The organism is Ectothiorhodospira sp. BSL-9 (genome assembly GCF_001632845.1).
GTDB lineage: Bacteria > Pseudomonadota > Gammaproteobacteria > Ectothiorhodospirales > Ectothiorhodospiraceae > Ectothiorhodospira.
The window spans coordinates 1,473,922-1,493,692 of the sequence record NZ_CP011994.1 but is presented as its reverse complement, the minus strand read 5'-3'; the positions used below and the strand labels follow the sequence as shown (position 1 = coordinate 1,493,692).

The 19,771-nt window shown below is 64.6% G+C and carries 16 protein-coding genes and 1 tRNA gene; 13 read left to right on the top strand and 4 right to left on the bottom strand.

Annotation, left to right across the window (positions count from 1 at the left end):
• Window positions 1-23 precede the first annotated feature (23 nt).
• The 6 genes from aroB to ECTOBSL9_RS06995 all read left to right on the top strand — a co-directional run bounded on the left by aroB (window position 24) and on the right by ECTOBSL9_RS06995 (window position 7,806).
• Window positions 24-1,115, top strand: a complete 1,092-nt coding sequence (aroB, locus tag ECTOBSL9_RS07020) for a 3-dehydroquinate synthase (RefSeq protein WP_063464463.1) — start codon at window positions 24-26, stop codon at window positions 1,113-1,115.
• Window positions 1,112-2,293, top strand: a complete 1,182-nt coding sequence (locus ECTOBSL9_RS07015; RefSeq protein WP_063464462.1) for a deoxyguanosinetriphosphate triphosphohydrolase — start codon at window positions 1,112-1,114, stop codon at window positions 2,291-2,293. The genes aroB and ECTOBSL9_RS07015 overlap by 4 nt, the downstream gene beginning before the upstream one ends.
• Window positions 2,290-3,825: an AAA family ATPase gene (locus tag ECTOBSL9_RS07010; protein WP_063464461.1), complete on the top strand. Its 1,536-nt coding sequence runs from the start codon at window positions 2,290-2,292 to the stop codon at window positions 3,823-3,825. The genes ECTOBSL9_RS07015 and ECTOBSL9_RS07010 overlap by 4 nt, the downstream gene beginning before the upstream one ends.
• A gap of 47 nt (window positions 3,826-3,872) precedes the next feature.
• A complete protein-coding gene (dnaG, locus tag ECTOBSL9_RS07005) occupies window positions 3,873-5,657 on the top strand; it encodes a DNA primase (RefSeq protein WP_063464460.1) in 1,785 nt (594 codons plus the stop codon).
• A gap of 114 nt (window positions 5,658-5,771) precedes the next feature.
• Window positions 5,772-7,643, top strand: coding sequence for an RNA polymerase sigma factor RpoD (gene rpoD / locus ECTOBSL9_RS07000; RefSeq protein ID WP_063464459.1), 1,872 nt, complete (start codon window positions 5,772-5,774; stop codon window positions 7,641-7,643).
• Window positions 7,644-7,729: 86 nt separating this feature from the next.
• Window positions 7,730-7,806 (top strand) — tRNA-Ile (locus tag ECTOBSL9_RS06995).
• Window positions 7,807-7,817: 11 nt separating this feature from the next.
• On the opposite strand, the gene ECTOBSL9_RS16955 is transcribed toward ECTOBSL9_RS06995, so the two are convergent.
• Entirely contained in the window at window positions 7,818-7,955 is a 138-nt protein-coding gene (locus tag ECTOBSL9_RS16955) for a hypothetical protein (RefSeq protein WP_156500067.1), read from the bottom strand.
• Between the two features lie 438 nt (window positions 7,956-8,393).
• Between ECTOBSL9_RS16955 and ECTOBSL9_RS06990 the strand changes: the two genes are divergently transcribed.
• Window positions 8,394-8,978: a cytochrome b gene (locus ECTOBSL9_RS06990; RefSeq protein WP_025281744.1), complete on the top strand. Its 585-nt coding sequence runs from the start codon at window positions 8,394-8,396 to the stop codon at window positions 8,976-8,978.
• 140 nt (window positions 8,979-9,118) lie between these two features.
• On the opposite strand, the gene ECTOBSL9_RS06985 is transcribed toward ECTOBSL9_RS06990, so the two are convergent.
• From ECTOBSL9_RS06985 to ECTOBSL9_RS06975, 3 genes are all read right to left on the bottom strand, one after another.
• Window positions 9,119-9,886 carry a molybdopterin-binding protein gene (locus ECTOBSL9_RS06985; RefSeq protein ID WP_063464458.1) on the bottom strand — a complete coding sequence of 256 codons (768 nt, stop codon included), beginning with the start codon at window positions 9,884-9,886 and terminating at the stop codon, window positions 9,119-9,121.
• A gap of 13 nt (window positions 9,887-9,899) precedes the next feature.
• Window positions 9,900-11,009: a ferrochelatase gene (gene hemH, locus ECTOBSL9_RS06980; RefSeq protein WP_063464457.1), complete on the bottom strand. Its 1,110-nt coding sequence runs from the start codon at window positions 11,007-11,009 to the stop codon at window positions 9,900-9,902.
• 255 nt (window positions 11,010-11,264) lie between these two features.
• Entirely contained in the window at window positions 11,265-11,804 is a 540-nt protein-coding gene (locus ECTOBSL9_RS06975; protein WP_063466058.1) for an HNH endonuclease, read from the bottom strand.
• Between the two features lie 345 nt (window positions 11,805-12,149).
• Between ECTOBSL9_RS06975 and ECTOBSL9_RS06970 the strand changes: the two genes are divergently transcribed.
• The 6 genes from ECTOBSL9_RS06970 to ECTOBSL9_RS06945 all read left to right on the top strand — a co-directional run bounded on the left by ECTOBSL9_RS06970 (window position 12,150) and on the right by ECTOBSL9_RS06945 (window position 19,732).
• The gene (locus tag ECTOBSL9_RS06970) at window positions 12,150-13,283 is read left to right on the top strand and encodes a Re/Si-specific NAD(P)(+) transhydrogenase subunit alpha (protein ID WP_063464456.1); all 1,134 of its coding nucleotides are present in this window, start codon (window positions 12,150-12,152) and stop codon (window positions 13,281-13,283) included.
• A complete protein-coding gene (locus tag ECTOBSL9_RS06965) occupies window positions 13,277-13,570 on the top strand; it encodes an NAD(P) transhydrogenase subunit alpha (protein ID WP_025281749.1) in 294 nt (97 codons plus the stop codon). The genes ECTOBSL9_RS06970 and ECTOBSL9_RS06965 overlap by 7 nt, the downstream gene beginning before the upstream one ends.
• On the top strand, window positions 13,571-14,953 hold the full coding sequence (locus ECTOBSL9_RS06960) for an NAD(P)(+) transhydrogenase (Re/Si-specific) subunit beta (RefSeq protein ID WP_063464455.1): 1,383 nt from the start codon (window positions 13,571-13,573) through the stop codon (window positions 14,951-14,953).
• Window positions 14,954-15,059: 106 nt separating this feature from the next.
• Window positions 15,060-17,270 (top strand): primosomal protein N', encoded by a 2,211-nt coding sequence (locus ECTOBSL9_RS06955; protein ID WP_063464454.1) that lies wholly within the window; start codon window positions 15,060-15,062, stop codon window positions 17,268-17,270.
• Between the two features lie 126 nt (window positions 17,271-17,396).
• Complete coding sequence (gene argS / locus ECTOBSL9_RS06950) at window positions 17,397-19,157, top strand: arginine--tRNA ligase (RefSeq protein ID WP_063464453.1); 1,761 nt, start codon at window positions 17,397-17,399, stop codon at window positions 19,155-19,157.
• Window positions 19,157-19,732: an SPOR domain-containing protein gene (locus tag ECTOBSL9_RS06945; protein WP_063464452.1), complete on the top strand. Its 576-nt coding sequence runs from the start codon at window positions 19,157-19,159 to the stop codon at window positions 19,730-19,732. The genes argS and ECTOBSL9_RS06945 overlap by 1 nt, the downstream gene beginning before the upstream one ends.
• Window positions 19,733-19,771: the final 39 nt, after the last annotated feature.

The following is a 19,771-nucleotide window of genomic DNA, read 5'->3' as shown; positions in this document are numbered from 1 at the left end:
GCCCACCTTAGTATCATCCGGGCATGGACACCCTCACCGTTGATCTTGCCGAACGCAGCTACCCGATCCACATCGGCCGGGGGCTGTTGAAAGAGCCGGGGCACTTCGAGGCCCTGCTGAAGGGGCGCCGCGCGGTCATCGTAACCAACGAGACCGTCGCCCCACTCTATCTGGACACCCTCAAGCAGACCCTGGCGTCCTTGCACGACGGCCCCGTAGAGGCCCTGATACTGCCCGATGGCGAGCAGCACAAGAACGTCGACACCCTCAACCGCATCTACACCTTCCTGCTGGAGCGACGCCTGGACCGTAGCGCCATGCTCATCGCCCTGGGAGGCGGGGTGATCGGAGACATCACCGGTTTTGCCGCCGCCACCTACCTGCGCGGCGTGGACTTCATCCAGGTGCCCACCACCCTGCTCTCCCAGGTGGACTCCTCCGTGGGCGGCAAGACCGGCGTGAATCATGCGCTGGGCAAGAACATGATCGGTGCCTTTCATCAGCCCCGGCTGGTGGTCATCGACACCGACACCCTCAACACCCTGCCCGACCGGGAACTCAGCGCCGGCCTGGCCGAGGTGATCAAGTACGGCCTGATCGACGATGCGGAATTCTTCGCCTGGCAGGAGGAACACCTGCCCCGCCTGCTGGCCCGGGACCCTGAAGCCCTGGCCTGGGCCATCCACCGCGCCTGTGCCGACAAGGCCCGGGTGGTGGCCCAGGATGAGCGGGAGTCCGGGCGCCGCGCCCTGCTGAACCTGGGCCACACCTTCGGCCACGCCATCGAGAACGGCATGGGCTACGGCCAGTGGCTGCACGGCGAGGCAGTGGGCGCTGGCATGATCATGGCGGCCCACCTGTCCCGGCAGATGGGGTGGATCGAGGACGACGACCTGAATCGCACCACCCGTCTCATCGAGATGGCGCGCCTGCCGGTAGCCCCGCCGGCGGGGCTGTCCACCGAGCGATTCAAACAGATCATGGCGGGGGACAAGAAGGTCCTCCAGGGTCAGTTGCGACTGGTATTGCTCCAGGGCATCGGCACATCCGTGGTGACGGCGGACTTCGACCCCGGGGCGCTGGATGACACCCTGAACGCACTGACCCGCCCATGAACACCACACCAGCTGCCCTGAACGATCCCGCCCATCTGGCCCCCTACGCGGCCCGGGATGACCTGAGCCGCGGTCGCAGCCACCCGGAGGACGCGCCGGTCTACCGCAGCGAATTCCAGCGGGATCGGGACCGCATCATCCACTCCACCGCCTTCCGGCGCCTGGAATACAAGACCCAGGTGTTCATCAATCACGAGGGGGACCTGTTCCGCACCCGCCTCACCCACAGCCTGGAAGTGGCGCAGATCGCCCGCGGCTGCGCCCGGGTGCTGCGCCTGAACGAGGACCTCACCGAGGCCATCGCCCTGGCTCATGACCTGGGCCACACCCCCTTCGGCCATGCCGGCCAGGACACCCTCAATGCCTGCATGGCCGATTATGGTGGCTTTGAACACAACCTGCAGTCGCTGCGGGTGGTGGAGTCCCTGGAGGCCCATTACGCCGAGTTCGACGGCCTCAACCTCACCTTCGAGACCCGCGAGGGCATCCTCAAGCACTGCGACCCCAAGGTGGCCGCCACCCTGGGCGCTGTGGGCCGGCGTTTCGTGGATGGACACCAGCCCACCCTGGAGGCGCAGCTGAACAACCTGGCCGATGAGATCGCCTACAACAACCACGATGTGGACGACGGCCTGCGCTCCGGACTGATCACCCTGGAACAGCTCATGGAAGTGACCCTGTTCCGGGAGGCCTTTGAGGCGGTGCGCGCACGTTACGGGGAGTTGCCCGAAAAACGTGCGCGTCACGAGGTGATCCGGCGCATGATCAACCGTCTGGTGACCGACCTGGTGGACAGCAGCCTGACCCGCATCCACGAGGCGGCCCCCGATCACCCGGACGCGGTGCGCGCCCAGGTGCGCCCGCTGATTTGCTTCAGCGCACAAATCCGGGAATACAACCTTGAACTTAAACGGTTTCTACGTCAGCATCTTTACCGGCATTATCGGGTGAACCGCATGACCATGAAGGCGGCCCGGGTGCTCAGGGAGCTGTTTGCCGCCTACATGGCCGAGCCGGCCCTGCTGCCCCCGGAGCACGAGGACAAGGCCCGGCGCCTGTCCGCCCAGTCCGGTGACGCCGGTCGTGCCCGCGCCGTGGCGGATTACGTGGCCGGCATGACCGACCGTTTTGCCATTGCCGAACACGGCCGTCTGTTCGACCCGAACACACTTTCATGACATCCAGGGATCCCATGGCCAACGACACGCTGCCCGCCGACTGCCTCGACCAACTGGGCCTCAGGCAACAACCGTTCGCCTCCATTGCCGGCGAAGACTTCCTCTACTCCGACCCGGCCACCGACATGCCGGTGAACGTCACCCTTGAGCATCTGGAGAATGACCATAACGTGGTCATCCTCAAGGGCGAGCAGGGGTCCGGCAAGAGCACGCAACTGCTGCGGGTGCTGGCCCAGGGTCGGGAGAACATGGATTTTTGCGCCTTCAAGGCCCGTTCCGGCATCAGCCTGGCCGCCGTGGAATACACCGTGCGCCAGTACTGGAAGGAGGCCGTACCCGCCGAACAGGAGGGCACCGAACCCCTGGAGCAGTTCCTCACCCGCCTGATCCAGAGCGGCATGCGCCCGGTGCTGGCCATCGACGATGCCCACCTGCTGGAACCGGACGTGCTGCGCCAGCTCATTCAGACCCGGCAGCGCATTCACGATCAGGTGGACCGCCGCTTCGGTCTGCTGCTGGTGGGCGAACCGGAGATCGAGGAACGGCTCACCGCCGTGGATGAGGGCCTGGATATTCCCGAGGCCCAGATGACGGTGCAGGTGCGCGCCCTCACCCGGGAACAGACCGGCGCCTATGTGAACCATCGTCTGCAGGCCGCCGGACTGGAAACGGCCGATCTGCTGGATCGGGAAACCATCGAAGACATCCACCGGGATTCCGCCGGGCTGCCGGGGCGTATCAACACCTGCGCCATGGAACGCCTGCGGGAAATCTGTGAGGGGGGAGCAGCCATGACACCAGGTACACACGGGGAACAAGCCACCGCTGCTGGCGGCAAGGCCTTTTGGCAGCAGCGCTGGTTTGCGCCGGCCGTGGCGGGCGTCATTCTGGTGGGGGCACTGGTCACCCTGCTGAGCCTGCTGGGCGGCCCCGACGATGAACCTCAGCCGGTCCGCAGTCAGCCTCTGGTATTGCCAGAGCAGCCACCCCGCGCGCCCTCAGCCCCGGAGCCCCCACCGGCCACCGCACCCGAGCCCACACCACCACCCCGGGCCGAAGCCCCGGCGGAACCGGCACCCAGACCTGAACCGGTACCTCCGCCGGCAACGGAACCGGAGCCCACGCCTGAACCGGCGCCTGAGCCCGAACCAGAACCCGAGCCCGCCCCGGAACCCGAGCCAGAACCTGCACCGGAGCCTGCGGCCGAACCCGAGCCGGAACCCACCGGTGACAAACGCATCCGCGATGCCCAGTGGCTGCGCGACCAGGATCGCTCCCATTACACCGTGCAACTGCTGGTGAGCAGCAGCGAATCCGGGGTGCAGAACTTCGTCCAGGACACCGATCTTCCCGGCGATGTGGCCTGGTTCCGCATGCGCCGTGATGGCCGGGACCTTTATGGCGTCGTGTTCGGCTCCTATCCCGGTGCGAGTGCGGCCCGCAGCGCCATCGCGGCCCTGCCCGCAGACATCCGGCGCAATGAGCCGTTCATCCGCAGCTTTGGTGCCGTGCAGGACGCCATGGCCGACTGACCCTCCTCTCCTGGCGGCCCCGTTTTCGGGGCCGCAGCAGCGGCCACATGTCCCGCATTCCCTCTGCCTTCATCGACGAACTCCTGGCCCGCACCGATATCGTCGATGTGGTGAACACCCGCGTTCAACTCAAGAAAAAGGGCAGCGAATACGCGGCCTGCTGCCCGTTTCACAGCGAAAAGACCCCATCGTTCTACGTCAGCCCCCGCAAGCAGTTCTATCACTGCTTCGGCTGTGGCGCCCACGGGACCGCCCTGGGCTTTCTCATGAACCACGACAACATGGGTTTTGTGGAGGCGGTGGAGGAACTGGCCCGTCAGGCGGGCATGGAGGTCCCCCGGGAGGGCGGACAACGGGAAGATAACGACCGTTTCGCCCGCCTGATCGCCGCCCAGGAGGCGGCGGCGGATCATTTTATCGACAACCTGCGCCGGCACCCCCCGGCGGTGGACTACCTCAAGCAGCGCGGCCTCACCGGGGCTATCGCCCGGGATTACCGCCTCGGTTTTGCGCCGGACACCTGGGATGACCTGATACAGGCCGTTTCCGGCCGTTTCAACGAGGAGGAGTTGCAGGCCGCCGGGCTCACCTCCCGCAAGGAGGGAGGGCGACCCTTCGACCGATTTCGTGGCCGCATCATGTTCCCCATCCGCGACCAGCGGGGTCGCACGGTGGGTTTTGGCGGTCGCCTGCTGGGCCCGGGGGAACCCAAATACCTCAACACACCGGAAACCCCTGTCTTCCACAAGGGCCAGCAGCTGTATGGCCTTTATGAGGCTCGCAAGGCAACGCCGCGCCTTGAGGAGCTGCTGGTGGTGGAGGGCTACATGGACGTGATCGCCCTGGCCCAGTTTGGCCTGCGCAATGCGGTGGCCACCCTGGGCACGGCCACCACCCGCGACCATCTGGAGCGCCTGTTCCGGGTGGTCTCCCGGGTGGTGTTCTGTTTCGATGGCGATGCCGCCGGGGGCAAGGCGGCCTGGCGCGCCCTGGAGCAGGCCCTGCCCACGGTCCGGGACGGTCGCGAGGTGCGCTTCCTGTTCCTGCCCCAGGGCGAGGACCCGGACACCCTGATTCGCCGCGAGGGCCCCGAGGGCATCCGGTCTCGCATCGAGGCCGCCCAGCCCCTCTCCGATGCCCTGCTGGAGGGGCTGCGGGAGCGTCACGATGTGGAATCCCGCGAGGGGCGGGCTGGTCTGGGTGTGGAGGCCGCCAGACTTCTCACCACCATGCCCGAGGGGCTGCTGCGTAGTCAGATCATCGGCGACGTGGCCCGCCTGTCGGGGGTGTCCAGCGAGCGGCTGGAGCAGCAGATGGGAGCACCGGCATCCTCCGGCGCACCCCCACAGGCTCAACCCAGCCGCTCCCCGGCAAAACGGCCGGTGCTGGGGCGCAAGCTGGCTGTCACCCCCGTCAGGCTGGCGCTGTCCCTGCTGCTGGAGCAGCCCTCACTGGCTGCCCGGATACAGGACAGCGACTGGCTCAAGGCCGTGGAAGTACCGGGGGCAAAGCTTCTGGCAAAGGTCCTTGAAACTCTGCATGCGCACCCCCATCTAACGACCGCAGCGTTGCTGGAGCGCTGGCGAGACAGCGAAGCGTGGCCGCATCTACTAAAATTGGCTCAATGGCAACCTCCACCCTCGGAGGAAGCCCACCTGGAACGCATGCTCGATGATGCCCTGGCCCGTCTGTATCGCCAGTACGAACAGCAACGGGCCGACACCCTGCTGGCCAGGGCGGCCCAGCAACCGCTGACGGAGGCGGAGAAGGCAGAGTTGAAGGCGGTGCTCAAACCCGGAAAGGGCAAGCCCGGCACGCAACACCCAGCCTGACAGGTCTACGCCCATTGAAAGTGGTCGTCAACCCATCGCAATGCTACAATTGATCGTTTAACCCCTGGCCAGCGCCTCACCCGGTTCGCACAGGTCCAGCTTGAGCAGGTTTTCATGAATCACGAAGAACAGCAATCGCGCCTCAAGGAGCTCATCGCCAAGGGCAAGGAACAGGGCTTCCTGACCTATGCGGAGGTGAACGACCACCTCCCGGACACCATCGTCGATCCGGAGCAGATCGAAGACATCATCGCCATGATCAACGACATGGGGATCACTGTCCACGAGCAGGCACCGGATACCGACAGCCTGATCCTGTCCGACAACTCCGTGTCCACCGACGAAGATGCCGCCGAGGAAGCCGCCGCCGCGCTGGCCTCCGTGGACGGGGAATTCGGGCGCACCACCGACCCGGTGCGCATGTACATGCGCGAGATGGGCACGGTGGAGCTGCTCACCCGCGAAGGCGAGATCAAGATCGCCAAGCGCATCGAGGAAGGCCTCTCGCAGGTCCTTTTCGCCCTGGCTCACTACCCCAAGTCCATCGCCTCGCTGCTGTCGGAATACGGCCGCGTTGAGGCCGAGGAGATCAAGCTCACCGACATCATTGTGAGCTTCATGGACCCGCACGCCGACGAGATCGCCTCCGTGGCCCCGCCCCGTGAGGAATCCCCGGCTGCCCCGGCTGCCGCCGTGGCCTCGGACGACAGCGACGGTGACAGCGACGACGGCGACTCGGACGATTCCGACGACGACGCCGCCCCGGAAGACACCGGCCCGGATCCAGAAGAGGCCCGCGCCCGCTTCACCCAGCTGGAGGCCATGTACGAGCGCGCCATGGAATGCGCTGCCCAGGGCAAGAGCGAGGAATACGCCCAGGCCCGGGAAGAGATGGCCCGCTACTTCATGGAATTCAAGCTGGTGCCCCGCCTGGTGGACCAGCTCACTGCCGACCTGCACGACACGGTGTCCCGCATCCGCGGCCAGGAGCGCATGATCCTGCGTACCTGCGTGGATCAGTGCAACATGCCCCGCAAGGAGTTCATCTCCACCTTCCCGGACAACGAGACCAACCTGAAGTGGCTCGATGGCGCTCTCAAGGGCAAGGCCGCCCGCTACAAGACGCAGCTCGCCGAACACCGGGATGACATCCTCAAGGCCCAGAACCGCCTGGTGGACATCCAGGAAGAGTCTTCTCTCACCATTGGCGAGATCAAGGACATCAACCGCCGCATGTCCATCGGTGAGGCCAAGGCCCGCCGCGCCAAGAAGGAGATGGTGGAGGCCAACCTGCGCCTGGTGATCTCCATCGCCAAGAAATACACCAACCGCGGCCTGCAGTTCCTGGACCTGATCCAGGAGGGCAACATCGGCCTGATGAAGGCAGTGGACAAGTTCGAATACCGCCGTGGTTACAAGTTCTCCACCTATGCTACCTGGTGGATTCGCCAGGCCATCACCCGGTCCATCGCCGACCAGGCACGCACCATCCGCATTCCGGTGCACATGATCGAGACCATCAACAAGCTCAACCGCATCAGTCGGCAGATGCTTCAGGAGATGGGTCGCGAGGCCACCCCGGAAGAACTTTCCCAGCGCATGGAAATGCCCGAGGACAAGGTGCGCAAGGTACTCAAGATCGCCAAGGAGCCCATCTCCATGGAAACCCCCATTGGCGACGACGAGGACTCGCACCTGGGTGATTTCATCGAGGACGTGAACGTTCAGTCGCCCATCGACTCCGCCACCCGGGAAAGCCTGTCGGAGACCACCCGCGAGGTGCTGGCCAGCCTCACCCCGCGCGAGGCCAAGGTGCTGCGGATGCGCTTTGGCATCGACATGAACACGGACCACACGCTGGAAGAGGTCGGCAAGCAGTTCGACGTCACCCGCGAGCGCATCCGTCAGATCGAGGCCAAGGCCCTGCGCAAGCTGCGCCACCCCTCCCGCTCGGAGATGCTGCGCAGCTTCCTCGACCTGGAGTAAACGTTTCTCCCGTGGGTCGGGCTACACTCACCGGGGCACCCGCCCCGGCGTAGTCCGCCCCCTTTCAAGACTGACCCATCAACACCGGGCCTGTAGCTCAGTTGGTTAGAGCAGGGGACTCATAATCCCTTGGTCGTCGGTTCGAGTCCGACCGGGCCCACCACTCCCCCCCCCTCACTCCTCCCGAGGTTTCCCGTACACCACCACATAGGCCCCGTAAAGAAACAGGGCGCCGCCCACCGCCAGGAGGGGCGTGGAGCCCATCATGAAGCCGATGTGCCCGATAGCATAGCCAATCACGAACCACCACATAGCCCGACTCCTCTTAGCAAACGGGACGACCCAACCCAAAAAATCGGCCAACGCGCACCGTACAGGTCGTTTTGCAAACGGCCCCGACCATGACGCGCCGGGGTGACAGATCCTCTTGACGTACTATGATCCAAATGGGCACCCGGTTCCACCTGACGAACGTCGTGGGATTAGGGACGGCGTGCACCTGCGATTATCCCGCCCCAGCCCAACAGACTGACACAGATCAGGACGGCGAGCCTCGACTACGGCCAAGCTGGGGAGGGACGGGGTGCGGAAACACCACATGGACAATGCACCGAGCAGATCCGATTACAGCCCTGTGGCTTATGTTGGGACCGGATTAGGGCTTAAACTGTATGCGGGTTAACCAATGGGTCGGTCAACGCAAACCTGTGGACGGGGCCGACCCCATCACAAACCAATAAGGGAGCGACCATGAGTACAGACTATCCGAGTGTTGGCGTAGCCTCCGGGCTGCCACGCCATTCCTTTCCGCTGCGCGTATTGCACTGGCTGATTGCCGTTTTGCTGGTCTTCGCGCTGATTGGCGGGCTGACCCTGGGCACCCTTGGCCATGAGCGCCTGGTGGAACTGGTAGGCATGGACATGGCCAATATGGCCTATATCGCCCACAAGACGCTGGGCATCACCCTGCTGGGCCTGATGGTGCTGCGCCTATTGGTGCGGTTGCTCCAGGGCACGCCGCCCTATGCGGTGGATCTGTCCGGATTCCAGCGGTTCATGAGCCGTTCGGTGCACTTCCTGCTGTATGTGCTGGTGATCGCCATGCCCATCGTGGGCTGGCTGGCCACTGCAGCTGCGGGCTTCCCGATCAACTTCTTCACCTGGGAACTGCCACCCCTGATCGCCGAGGACCCGGCCCTGGCTGAACAGCTGTTCCAGGCTCACATGATCGTGGCGCTGTGCATCATTGCCCTGCTGGTGCTGCACATTGGTGCCGGCCTGCGTCACAAGCGTCGTGGCGACTGGGTCATGCACCGCATCAGCCTGAGCCGCTAAGGCAAACGGGCCGCGCCTCCCCCGCACCCGTGCGGCGAGTCGCGGCCCGTCAGGCCCGTTCATCAATAAAAAAAGCGGCCCTCGGTGGCCGCTTTTTTTATTTGGGACGCTTTTATCGAGACGCCCAGCTGCGCAAACGCTCAGGACTTCACCGCTGAACTCACCTGCGGCTGCTCCTGCCAGCGCACCCCCTGGGCATCCAGGGCCGCCAGGAGCATCTGAGTGGCCTCCATGGCGTCATCCGCCGGGCCCTTGACGCCCATCTCCACCTCGCGACAACCCGCCTGGGTGGAAGGCAGACTGGACAGGCGAATACCGGGAAAACGCTCCATGACCGCCTCCATGATGGGCACCAGGTCCGACTCCGGCGTACCGCTCACCATCACCAACCGCTCGATCACCGGCACCTTGCCGAACAGATGGGTGTAATGGGTGTCCAGCACCCACTCCACCATGGGCCAGGCCATGTTGGGAAACCCCGGCACGCAATGATGATGCTGCATGCTGAACCCCGGGATGCGATTGACCGGGTTCGGGATCAGTGACGAACCCACGGGCAGCTCCGCCATGCGGATGCGATGGGGGTAGGTAGACTCCCCGAAACGCTCCTCCAGAATGGCCACAGCCTCCGAGTGCAGGGCCAGATCCACCCCGGAGGCCCGGGCAAAGCACTGCCGGGTGCGGTCGTCGGGCGTGGCGCCGATGCCGCCAAAGCTGAAGACCACAGCGCCGCTGGCAAGCGTCTGGCGAAGGTTCTCGGTGAGCAGGTTGGCGTCATCGCCCACAAAGCGGGCGGATGACAACTCCAGGCCTCGCTGACTCAGGGCCTGAATCAGGAACTCCATGTGCTTGTCGCGACGCTTGCCGGACAGCAGTTCATCACCGATGATCAGGGCGGCGATATGCATGCCATCCTCCGCCTCAGTTCTTCGCGCCCATGGTCATGGCTCGCTCCCGGACCCGCTCCCCGGCCTCTCGCCTGGCTTCGTAGTCGTACTTCGGGTCCGCTTCCGGCCAGCCCTGGATATGACGCAGGATGAGGTCGGCCAATGCGTTGGTATGGTCGCGGCGTGTGTTCAAGGAGGGAATGTAGCTGAAGCGTTCGCCGCCAGCCTCCAGGAAGGCCTCGCGGCTTTCGTCGGCGATCTCTTCCAGGGTCTCCAGGCAATCCGCGGAGAAGCCGGGGCAGACCACGTCCAGGGATTTCACACCCTGCCCCGGCAACTCGGCGATGGTCTCCGAGGTATAGGGGGTCAGCCACTGCTGACGACCAAAACGGGACTGGAAGGCCACCTGCCATTGATGCTCGGGCAACCCCAGGTTCTCGGCCACCATGCGGGCCGTGGTCTGGCAGTAGCAATGGTAGGGGTCGCCCTGATCCAGGTAGTCCCGGGGGATGCCGTGGAAGGAGAAAAGCAACCGCTCCCCCTGACCCCTGGCCTGCCAGTGCTCGCGGATGCTGTCCGCCACTGCCTGGATATAGGCCGGGTCACCGTGATAACCCATGACGAAACGAAGCTCGGGCACCCAGCGCCAGCGACTCACCTCCTGGGTGACCGCATCGAAGGTGGAACCGGTGGTGGAGGCAGCATACTGGGGATAAAGCGGCAGCACGAGAATACGCCGGGCACCGGCGCGGCGGAGTTCCTCCAGGCCAGCGCGGATGGAGGGGTTGCCATAGCGCATGGCCACGGCAACCTTCACCGGGCCAGGAAGACGCTCCGCCATGCGCTCGGCGACGGCGGCCCCCTGCGCCCGGGTGGTGGTCAGCAGGGGCGAGCCGTCCTTACCCCAGATCTGGGCATATTTGGCGGCACTCTTGCGCGGACGCGTGTTGAGGATGAGGCCGTTGAGCAGCAGCCACCACAGCGGGCGCGGCGCCTCCACCACCCGCGGATCCCAGAGGAATTCCTTCAGGTAGCGCTTGAGTGCCGCCGGCGTGGGTGCATCCGGGGTACCCAGGTTGGTGATCAGGATTCCCAAGCTCTGAGGGCTCCCATGACGATAGTCCGGCTCGCCAATGTAGGTCATGGTACGTTCTGCTTTTTGGTTTGAAGACAGCCCTGAGGGCGGACGATCGGATGAGGCTGGCGCCGAGCTATCCTTGCGACGCGCCTCCGGGGCGGGGAGATCGACCGCTTCTCTATACATCTCAAGAGCCATATATACTCCTCCCCCAAAACACAAGGCGAGACTGTAAACCGACGAGCGTCGATTCACCAGGGTTCAGGCGCCATGCTTTGACTTGGTTTCGGTTTTGTCGCTTTCCGACCCGGCGTGACCGCACTACTGCAGCGCCCGAAGGCGCAACGGACTCGTCCGCGGAAAATGGGCCTGCAGGAATTCCATCTGATCCGCCAGCACCCGCCGCCCCTGCAGGTAGATGTATTCGGCACGGGTGGGCACGAAGGGCACGGCCAGCAACTGCATGGCAGCCTGCTCCGGCGTGCGACCTGCCTTGTGGTTGTTGCAGCGCTTGCAGGCCGTGACCACGTTGCTCCAGTGATCCTGCCCCCCCTGACTGATGGGGGTGACATGATCACGCGACAGATCCCGGTACGGGAAGGGATGACCGCAGTACAGGCACAGGTGGGCATCACGCTTGAACAGGGCCGAGTTGTTCAATGGCGGCACGTAGCGTTCGCGCACCGCCTTGTTGGTGCCGTAGGTGGCGATGATGGAGTTGACCTCCACCACGCTACGACTCCCGGAGCGGGCATTGACGCCCCCGCGAACACGGTAAAGCAGTTCGCCGCAGGTGAATGCCACCTGCTGAGCGTGGTAAAGCCGCACGGCCTGCTGATAGTCGATCCACTCCATCGGCATGCCTGAAGCGTCGGTGCGAAGCACCTGCTGAGTGAAGTCAAACACCCTTGCGCCCCCCGGAGGTTATACCGGCACTTGAGGACTCTGCCCCAATCCTGCCCAGAAAGCAATTATCAAGCCGTTGAAACGCCTTGAAAGCTGCCACGGACAGACCTTTGATGTTCAAAGGTCAGTAAAATTCCGCTACCATGCCCTGTTTTTGGGCACTCCCCGGAAAAATTCATGAGAACCGGGCCTGACGGCCCCCGAGTGGTCAATATTCACCCCAGAACCGTTGCAGTCCTTCAACGCCAGGATCGGTCGACAGCCGGCCATCATCCCTGCACGGGCAGACGGAGTTAAGCCATGCCGATCAAACTTGCAATACCCAAAGAGACCGACCGCGGTGAGCGGCGGGTCGCCCTGGACCCCGCGGTGGCCGCCCGATTCGCCAAGATGGGTCTCGAGGTCATGATTCAGAAGGGGGCTGGTGCCGAGGCTCAGTTCCCCGATGAGGCCTACGCGGATGCCCGCGTGGTCAACGACGCCAAAACACTGCTGGGCGAGGCGGACATCGTCGTCAAGGTGGCCCCACCCACGCAGGAAGAAGTGGAAATGATGAAGGACGGCGCCATGATTGCCGGCCTGTTCCACGCCCACAAGCACCCGGAAGTGGTCAAGGCGCTGCAGAAGAAGAAGATCTCCAGTTTCGCCCTGGAGCTGATTCCTCGCATCTCCCGCGCCCAGAGCATGGACGTGCTGTCCTCCCAGGCCGCGGTAGGCGGCTACAAGGCTGCCATCATGGGAGCGGATCTGTCCTGCCGCTTCTTCCCCATGCTCACCACCGCCGCCGGCACCATCCGCCCGGCCAAGGTGGTGGTCATCGGTGCCGGTGTGGCCGGCCTGCAGGCCATCGCCACCGCGCGCCGCCTGGGCGCCATGGTGGAAGCCTATGACGTGCGCTCCGCCACCAAGGAGCAAGTGGAATCCCTGGGTGCCAAGTTCCTGGACCTGGGCGTCAAGGCCGAAGGTGAAGGCGGCTATGCCCGCGAACTCACCGATGAAGAGAAGGAAAAGCAGCAGGAGGCGCTGGCCAAGTACATCAGCCAGGCCGACGTGCTGATCACCACCGCTGCGATCCCCGGCAAGCCTTCCCCCATGCTGATTCCGCAGCAGATGGTCAGCGGCATGAAGTCCGGCGCCGTGATCATCGACCTGGCCGCCGAGGGTGGCGGTAACTGCGAGCTCACCAAGCCCGGCAAGACGGTCACCAAGGGGGGTGTCACCATCCACGGGCCGCTCAACGTGGCCAGCCAGGTGCCGCTGCACGCCAGCGAGATGTACGCCAAGAACCTGCTCAACTTCCTTACCCCCATGCTGCCCGAGGGCAAGCTGGTGCTGGACTGGGAAGATGAGATCATTGCCAAGAGCTGTCTCACCCACGAGGGCGAGATCAAGCACGAAGCGACCCGCAGCCTTGTGGAAGGAGGTCAATCATGATCGAGGGTTTCGTTGCACTCTATATCTTCATGCTCGCCGCCTTCACCGGCTACGAGGTCATTTCCAAGGTGCCGGTGATCCTGCACACGCCATTGATGTCCGGCTCCAACTTTGTCCACGGCATCGTGCTGGTGGGCACCATGGTGGCCCTGGGCCAGGCGGAAACCGGTTTACAGCAACTGATCGGCTTCGTGGCCGTGATCCTGGCCGCCGGCAATGCCGTGGGCGGCTATGTGGTCACCGAGCGCATGCTTGAGATGTTCAAGTCCAGCAAGGGGGCCAAATAAATGAGTTTTATCGTCAATCTCGCCTACTTTGCGGCGGCGATCCTGTTCATCATCGGTCTGAAGCAGATGGCTTCGCCGGTGACTGCCCGTCGCGGCATCATCTGGGCCGGCTGGGGCATGGTCATCGCCACCGTCGTGACCTTCCTGCACCCCGAGGTGATCGGCTTCGTGAACTATCTGCTGATCATCGCCGGTATCGGCATCGGCGGCGGCCTGGCCTGGTACACGGGCAAGCGCGTGCCCATGACCGACATGCCGCAGATGATCGCCCTGTATAACGGCATGGGCGGCGGTGCCGCGGCCGGTATCGGTATCGTGGCCCTGATGGGCTCCTACACCATGAACTGGACCATTCAGTTCATCGCTGTGGCGGGTGTGATCATCGGCTCCGTGGCCTTCTCCGGCTCCCTGATCGCCTATGGCAAACTGCAGGGCCTGATCAAGAAGTCGCTGCGCTTTGACATGCAGCAGAAGATCAACCTGGGCGTGCTGGGTGCCACCGTGCTGCTGGGCATCATCATCGGCTTCAGTGGCGCCGAGGTGAATGGCACCCTGCTGTTCCTGTTCGTGCTGCTGGCCCTGGCCTTCGGCGTGCTGATGACCATCCCCATCGGCGGTGCCGACATGCCGGTGGTCATCTCTCTGTACAACGCCCTCACCGGCCTGGCCGTGGGCCTCAAGGGTCTGGTGCTGGACAATGCCGCGCTGATGATTGCCGGTATCGTGGTGGGTGCCGCCGGTACGCTGCTCACCCAGCTGATGGCCAAGGCCATGAACCGTCCCCTGACCAACGTACTGTTCTCCTCCTTCGGCGAAACGCCAAGCGGCGATCAGGAAGAGGTCAGCGGCAGCATGAAGGAGATCGAGGCCTCCGACGCCGGCGTGATGATGGCCTTTGCCAACAAGGTGATCATCGTTCCCGGTTACGGCATGGCCGTGGCCCAGGCACAGCACAAGATCTGGGAACTCACCCAGCTGCTGCAGGAACGTGACGTGCAGGTGAAGTTCGCCATCCACCCGGTGGCGGGTCGCATGCCCGGTCACATGAACGTACTGCTGGCCGAGGCCGGTGTGCCGTATGACATCATCTACGACCTGGATGAGATCAATAACGAGTTCAAGACGGCCGACGTGGCCATCGTGATCGGCGCCAACGACGTGGTCAACCCCGTCGCACGCTCCAATCCGGAGAGCCCGATCTACGGCATGCCCATCCTCAATGCCGACGAGGCGCACAACGTCATCGTCATCAAGCGCGGCAAGGGCGCGGGCTTCTCCGGCGTGGAGAACCACCTGTTCTACGCCGACAACACCCGCATGCTGTACGGCGACGGCCAGAAGGTGGCCGGCCAGCTCATCGCCAGCATCAAGGAAATGGGCTAACCCCCTCGGGGTTGCCTGCTTGAAGAGCCCGGGCCTTGTGCCCGGGCTTTTTTTTGGGCGCCTGGGGGGGTAGTGTGCCTATCCTTGCTTTCCGGTCGCCATCCTCATGCCGCGTTCATTCCCAGCTTCCATCGTTCAGGTCGCGGTGCCCACCCCCCTGCATGGGCATTTTGACTACCTACCCCCTACCCAGGGCCCCCTACCCACGGTGGGCGCTCGGGTGCGGGTGCCCTTCGGTCGACGCAGGGTGGTGGGGCTGGTCGTCGGCCATGGGCAGACGTCGGACCTGCCGGAGGGCAGGCTCAAGCACATCGAGGCAGTGCTGGACGAGACCCCGCTGCTGGATACCCCGCTCCTGAACCTGTTGCGCTGGGCGGCCGACTACTATCACCACTCACTGGGGGATGTAATCAGTACCGCGCTGCCCAATAACCTGCGCCAGGGCAAGGCCGCCATGGCCCGGGGGATCGAGCGCTACCGGCTCACGCAGGCGGGCCAGGCCACCGCCCCCGACACCCTCACCCGCGCCCCCCGCCAGGCCTCGGTGCTGCACCGCCTGCAGACACATCCCGAAGGACTCACCCTGGAGCAATTGCGCGCAGACCAGGACAGCGAGCCGCGCCCAGCCCTCAAGGCCCTGATCGACAAGGGGCTGGTGGCCAGCCATCATCAGCCTTGTCTGGAGCCACCCCGGGTTGAACGCCCCGACGCCCCGGTGCTGAATGAGGCCCAGCAGTTAGCCGTCTCGCGCATCACCGCAAGCCTGGGGGGCTTTACCTGCCATCTACTGGAAGGCGTGACCGGCAGCGGCAAGACCGAAGTGTATCTGCACGCCATCGAACAGGTGCTGGAGCGGGGGCTGCAGTGCCTGGTCCTGGTGCCCGAGATCGCCCTCACCCCCCAGCTGCTGGAGCGCTTTCGCCAGCGCCTGAACACCCCCATCGCCGTGCTGCATTCCAGCCTCAATGAGGGGGAACGGCACTGTGCCTGGCTCTCGGCCCGGTCCGGCGAGGCCGGGGTGATCATCGGCACGCGCTCCGCGGTGTTCGTACCCTGGGCTCGGCCTGGGTTGGTCATCGTGGACGAGGAGCACGACAGCTCCCTCAAGCAGCAGGAAGGCTTTCGCTATCACGCCCGGGACCTGGCCGTGATGCGCGGGCATCGGGAGGCGGTGCCGGTGGTCCTGGGCTCGGCCACCCCATCCCTGGAAAGCCTGGGTAACGTGGAGCGGGGGCAGTATCAGAGGATCGAACTCCCCGGGCGCGCCGGGGGCGCGGTGGCGCCGCGCCTGAAGGTGCTGGACGTGCGCCAGCAGTTCATGGACGAGGGGCTATCCACCGCCCTGCTGGATGCCATGCAACGCCACCTGGAGGCCGATGGTCAGGTGCTGTTGTTCCTCAACCGGCGCGGCTTTGCCCCGGCCCTGATCTGCCATGACTGCGGCTGGGTGGCTGATTGTCACCGCTGCGATGCCCGCATGACCTGGCATGCCGGGGCACGCCGCCTGCGCTGTCATCATTGCGGCCACGAAACCGGCATTCCGGTCCGCTGCCCCTCCTGCGGCAGTGCCCTGGCCCCTCGTGGACAGGGTACGGAGCGCATCGAACAGGCCCTGCACAAGCACTTCCCCCAGTACCCGGCCATTCGCATCGACCGGGACAGCACCCGCCGCAAGGGATCGCTGGAATCGGCACTGGAGGGGGTGCGTGAAGGCCGCTACCGCATTCTGGTGGGCACACAGATGCTGGCCAAGGGGCATGATTTCCCCAATGTCACGCTGGCGGCCATTCTCGATGCGGATCAGGGGCTGTTCAGCGTGGATTTTCGGGCCGTGGAGCGCCTGGCACAGACGATCATCCAGGTGGCGGGCCGCTCGGGTCGGGCCCTGCGGGCTGGCGAGGTGATGATTCAGACCCACCAGCCGGATCATCCGCTGCTCTCCAGCCTGCTGGGGGGCGGCTACACGGCCTTTGCCCGCACCGCCCTGACGGAAAGGCGCGAGGCGGCCCTGCCTCCCTATGCCTCCCTGGCGCTGCTACGGGCAGAAGCGGCCGATGCCCAGGCGCCGCTGGCGTTTCTCGAAAAGGCGCGAGACCACCTCCAGTCACTTTCACCCCCGGGAATCCATCCCTGGGGCCCTGCCCCTGCCCCCATGGAGCGCCGCGCGGGACGCTACCGGGCGCACCTGCTGCTGCACGCGCCCCGGCGGCAGGATCTGCAGCAGGCCCTGACCCCCTGGCTACCGGAACTGACCCGGCTACCCGGCGCCCGGCAGGTACGCTGGTCCATCGATGTGGACCCGGTGGACCTGACGTGAAAGCAATGATCCCACAGACCTCCCCAGCACCTGGTTTGCCCCCCGGGTATTCACCCACCCCACCAACCCCGGTAAAATCTGGCCAGCAAATCAGGCCCTTCGCCCCAATCTCGGATACCCAGAACCTTGAAACCTCAACTCCAGGCCCTTCTCGAGCAGTCCCTGCAAGCCCTCAAGCAAACCGGCGCCCTCAATGAGGGGCACCATGTGGAGGTGCAGCTGACCCGCACGCGAGACAAGGCCCATGGTGATTTCGCCACCAACCTGGCCATGCAACTGGCCAAGCCCATGGGCTCCAGGCCCCGGGACGTGGCCCAGACCCTCATCGATCATCTGCCCGAATCCCCGTTGGTGGACAAGGTGGAGATTGCCGGCCCCGGCTTTATCAACCTGTTCATCAGCGAGACGGCCCGTCTGGCGGTGATCACCCAGGTGCTGGACTCCGGCGAGGCCTACGGCCGAAGCCATCTGGGGGAAGGCAAACGGGTGCAGGTGGAGTTCGTCTCCGCCAACCCCACCGGCCCGCTGCATGTGGGCCATGGCCGCGGAGCCGCCTACGGGGCGGCGGTGGCGGATCTGCTGGAGACCGTTGGCTTTGACGTGCATCGGGAATACTACGTGAACGATGCCGGTCGGCAGATGGATATCCTGGCCACCAGCGTCTGGCTGCGCTATCTGGAGCGCTGCGGGGTGGAATTCCACTTCCCGGCCAACGGCTACCGGGGTGAGTATGTGCGCGACATCGCCGACACCCTGTTCCAAGAACACGGCAACGACTACGCCATCAGTGCCGAGGCGCTCATGAACGACCTGCCTGCCGACGAACCCGACGGCGGCGACAAGGAAATCTTCATCGATGCCATGATCGCCCGCGCCCAGGAGGCCCTGGGTGAAAACCGCTATCGCTACGTCTTTGAACTGGGCCTGAACAGCATTCTGGATGATATCCGCGACGATCTTGGGGAGTTCGGCGTCCACTACGACACCTGGTACTCGGAGCGCTCGCTGACCGAGAAGGGCTCCGTGAACCGCGCCCTGGAAACCCTGCGTAACAGCGGTCAGGTGTACGAAAAGGACGGGGCCCTGTGGTTCCGCTCCACCGAATACGGTGACGAAAAGGATCGCGTGGTCCAGCGTGACAATGGTCAGACCACCTATTTCGCCTCGGATATCGCCTATCACATGGAGAAGTTCGAGCGGGGTTATGACCGGGTGATCGATGTCTGGGGCGCCGACCATCATGGCTACGTGCCACGGGTGAAAGCCGCCCTGCAGGCCCTGGGTCAGGACGATGCCCGCCTGGACGTGCTGCTGGTCCAGTTCGCGATCTTGTACCGCAGTGGGGAGCGGGTGCAGATGTCCACGCGCTCGGGCAGCTTTGTGACCCTGCGCGAACTGCGCGATGAGGTGGGCAAGGATGCAGCGCGATTCTTCTACGTGATGCGCCGCTGCGAACAGCACCTGGACTTCGATCTGGACCTGGCCAAGTCGGAATCCGCCGACAATCCGGTGTACTACATCCAGTATGCCCATGCCCGGGTCTGCAGCGTGCTGCGGCAGATGCAGGCCAAGGGGTTGAGCCATGACCTGGCCAACGGTCAGGCGCATCTGGCGCGCCTGAGCGAAGACCATGAGGCTGCCCTGCTCGGCGGCCTGGCCCATTACCCGGAACTGGTGGAGGCAGCCGCCCTGGCGGAAGAGCCCCATCAGGTGGCCAACTACCTGCGGGATCTGGCCAATGACTTCCACACCTACTACAACGCCCACCAGTTCCTGGTGGATGATGCGGATCTGCGGGATGCCCGTCTGAACCTGATCCTGGCCGTGCGCCAGGTGCTCGCCAACGGGCTCGGGTTGCTGGGCGTGTCCGCACCCGAGGAGATGTAATGGCCCGCACCACCCGACGTCAGGCCAGCCGACGCAAGCCACCACCGCAGGAGAGCACGCCCCTGCCCGGTTGGGTGTGGGGTGTGGCTGGCCTGACCATCGGCCTGTTTGCTGCGCTGCTGATCTATCTGGAAACCCAGCGCTCTTCCGACGACGTGCCCCCCCAGGCCCGCGTGGAGCAGGCACCACCAGCGGCGCCGGAAACGGAATCACGGCACCGGTTCGAGTTCTACACCCTGCTGCCCGAACTGGAGGTGGTGGTCCCCGAACCGCGCGTGGACCCACCGTCGGCACCGGGTGGGGAGCCCCCACCGCCCTCCCGGGTGGAGGAGCCCGGCGAGTACATTCTGCAGGCGGGATCGTTCCGGGGTTCCCAGGATGCTGACCGCATGCGTGCCAGTCTGGCCATGCTGGGGGTGGAGGCCAATATCCGGCAGGTGGAAGTGAACAACGACACCTGGCACCGGGTACAGGTGGGCCCGTTCAGCGACCTGGATCAGCTCAACCGCATCCGTGATCGGCTCCATGACAATCAGATCCAGACCATGATGATGAGAAAACCCGGATCCGGTTGAAGGGAGGACTGGAGAGAGGGGTTGGGGTGAGGGCCTGCC

Bases quoted from the DNA above. Each gene is read 5' to 3' on its own strand.
- aroB (WP_063464463.1), top strand. From the start codon at position 24: ATGGACACCCTCACCGTTGATCTTGCCGAACGCAGCTACCCGATCCAC.
- ECTOBSL9_RS07015 (WP_063464462.1), top strand. From the start codon at position 1,112: ATGAACACCACACCAGCTGCCCTGAACGATCCCGCCCATCTGGCCCCC.
- ECTOBSL9_RS07010 (WP_063464461.1), top strand. From the start codon at position 2,290: ATGACATCCAGGGATCCCATGGCCAACGACACGCTGCCCGCCGACTGC.
- dnaG (WP_063464460.1), top strand. From the start codon at position 3,873: ATGTCCCGCATTCCCTCTGCCTTCATCGACGAACTCCTGGCCCGCACC.
- rpoD (WP_063464459.1), top strand. From the start codon at position 5,772: ATGAATCACGAAGAACAGCAATCGCGCCTCAAGGAGCTCATCGCCAAG.
- ECTOBSL9_RS16955 (WP_156500067.1), bottom strand. From the start codon at position 7,955: ATGTGGTGGTTCGTGATTGGCTATGCTATCGGGCACATCGGCTTCATG.
- ECTOBSL9_RS06990 (WP_025281744.1), top strand. From the start codon at position 8,394: ATGAGTACAGACTATCCGAGTGTTGGCGTAGCCTCCGGGCTGCCACGC.
- ECTOBSL9_RS06985 (WP_063464458.1), bottom strand. From the start codon at position 9,886: ATGCATATCGCCGCCCTGATCATCGGTGATGAACTGCTGTCCGGCAAG.
- hemH (WP_063464457.1), bottom strand. From the start codon at position 11,009: ATGACCTACATTGGCGAGCCGGACTATCGTCATGGGAGCCCTCAGAGC.
- ECTOBSL9_RS06975 (WP_063466058.1), bottom strand. From the start codon at position 11,804: ATGCCGATGGAGTGGATCGACTATCAGCAGGCCGTGCGGCTTTACCAC.
- ECTOBSL9_RS06970 (WP_063464456.1), top strand. From the start codon at position 12,150: ATGCCGATCAAACTTGCAATACCCAAAGAGACCGACCGCGGTGAGCGG.
- ECTOBSL9_RS06960 (WP_063464455.1), top strand. From the start codon at position 13,571: ATGAGTTTTATCGTCAATCTCGCCTACTTTGCGGCGGCGATCCTGTTC.
- ECTOBSL9_RS06955 (WP_063464454.1), top strand. From the start codon at position 15,060: ATGCCGCGTTCATTCCCAGCTTCCATCGTTCAGGTCGCGGTGCCCACC.
- ECTOBSL9_RS06945 (WP_063464452.1), top strand. From the start codon at position 19,157: ATGGCCCGCACCACCCGACGTCAGGCCAGCCGACGCAAGCCACCACCG.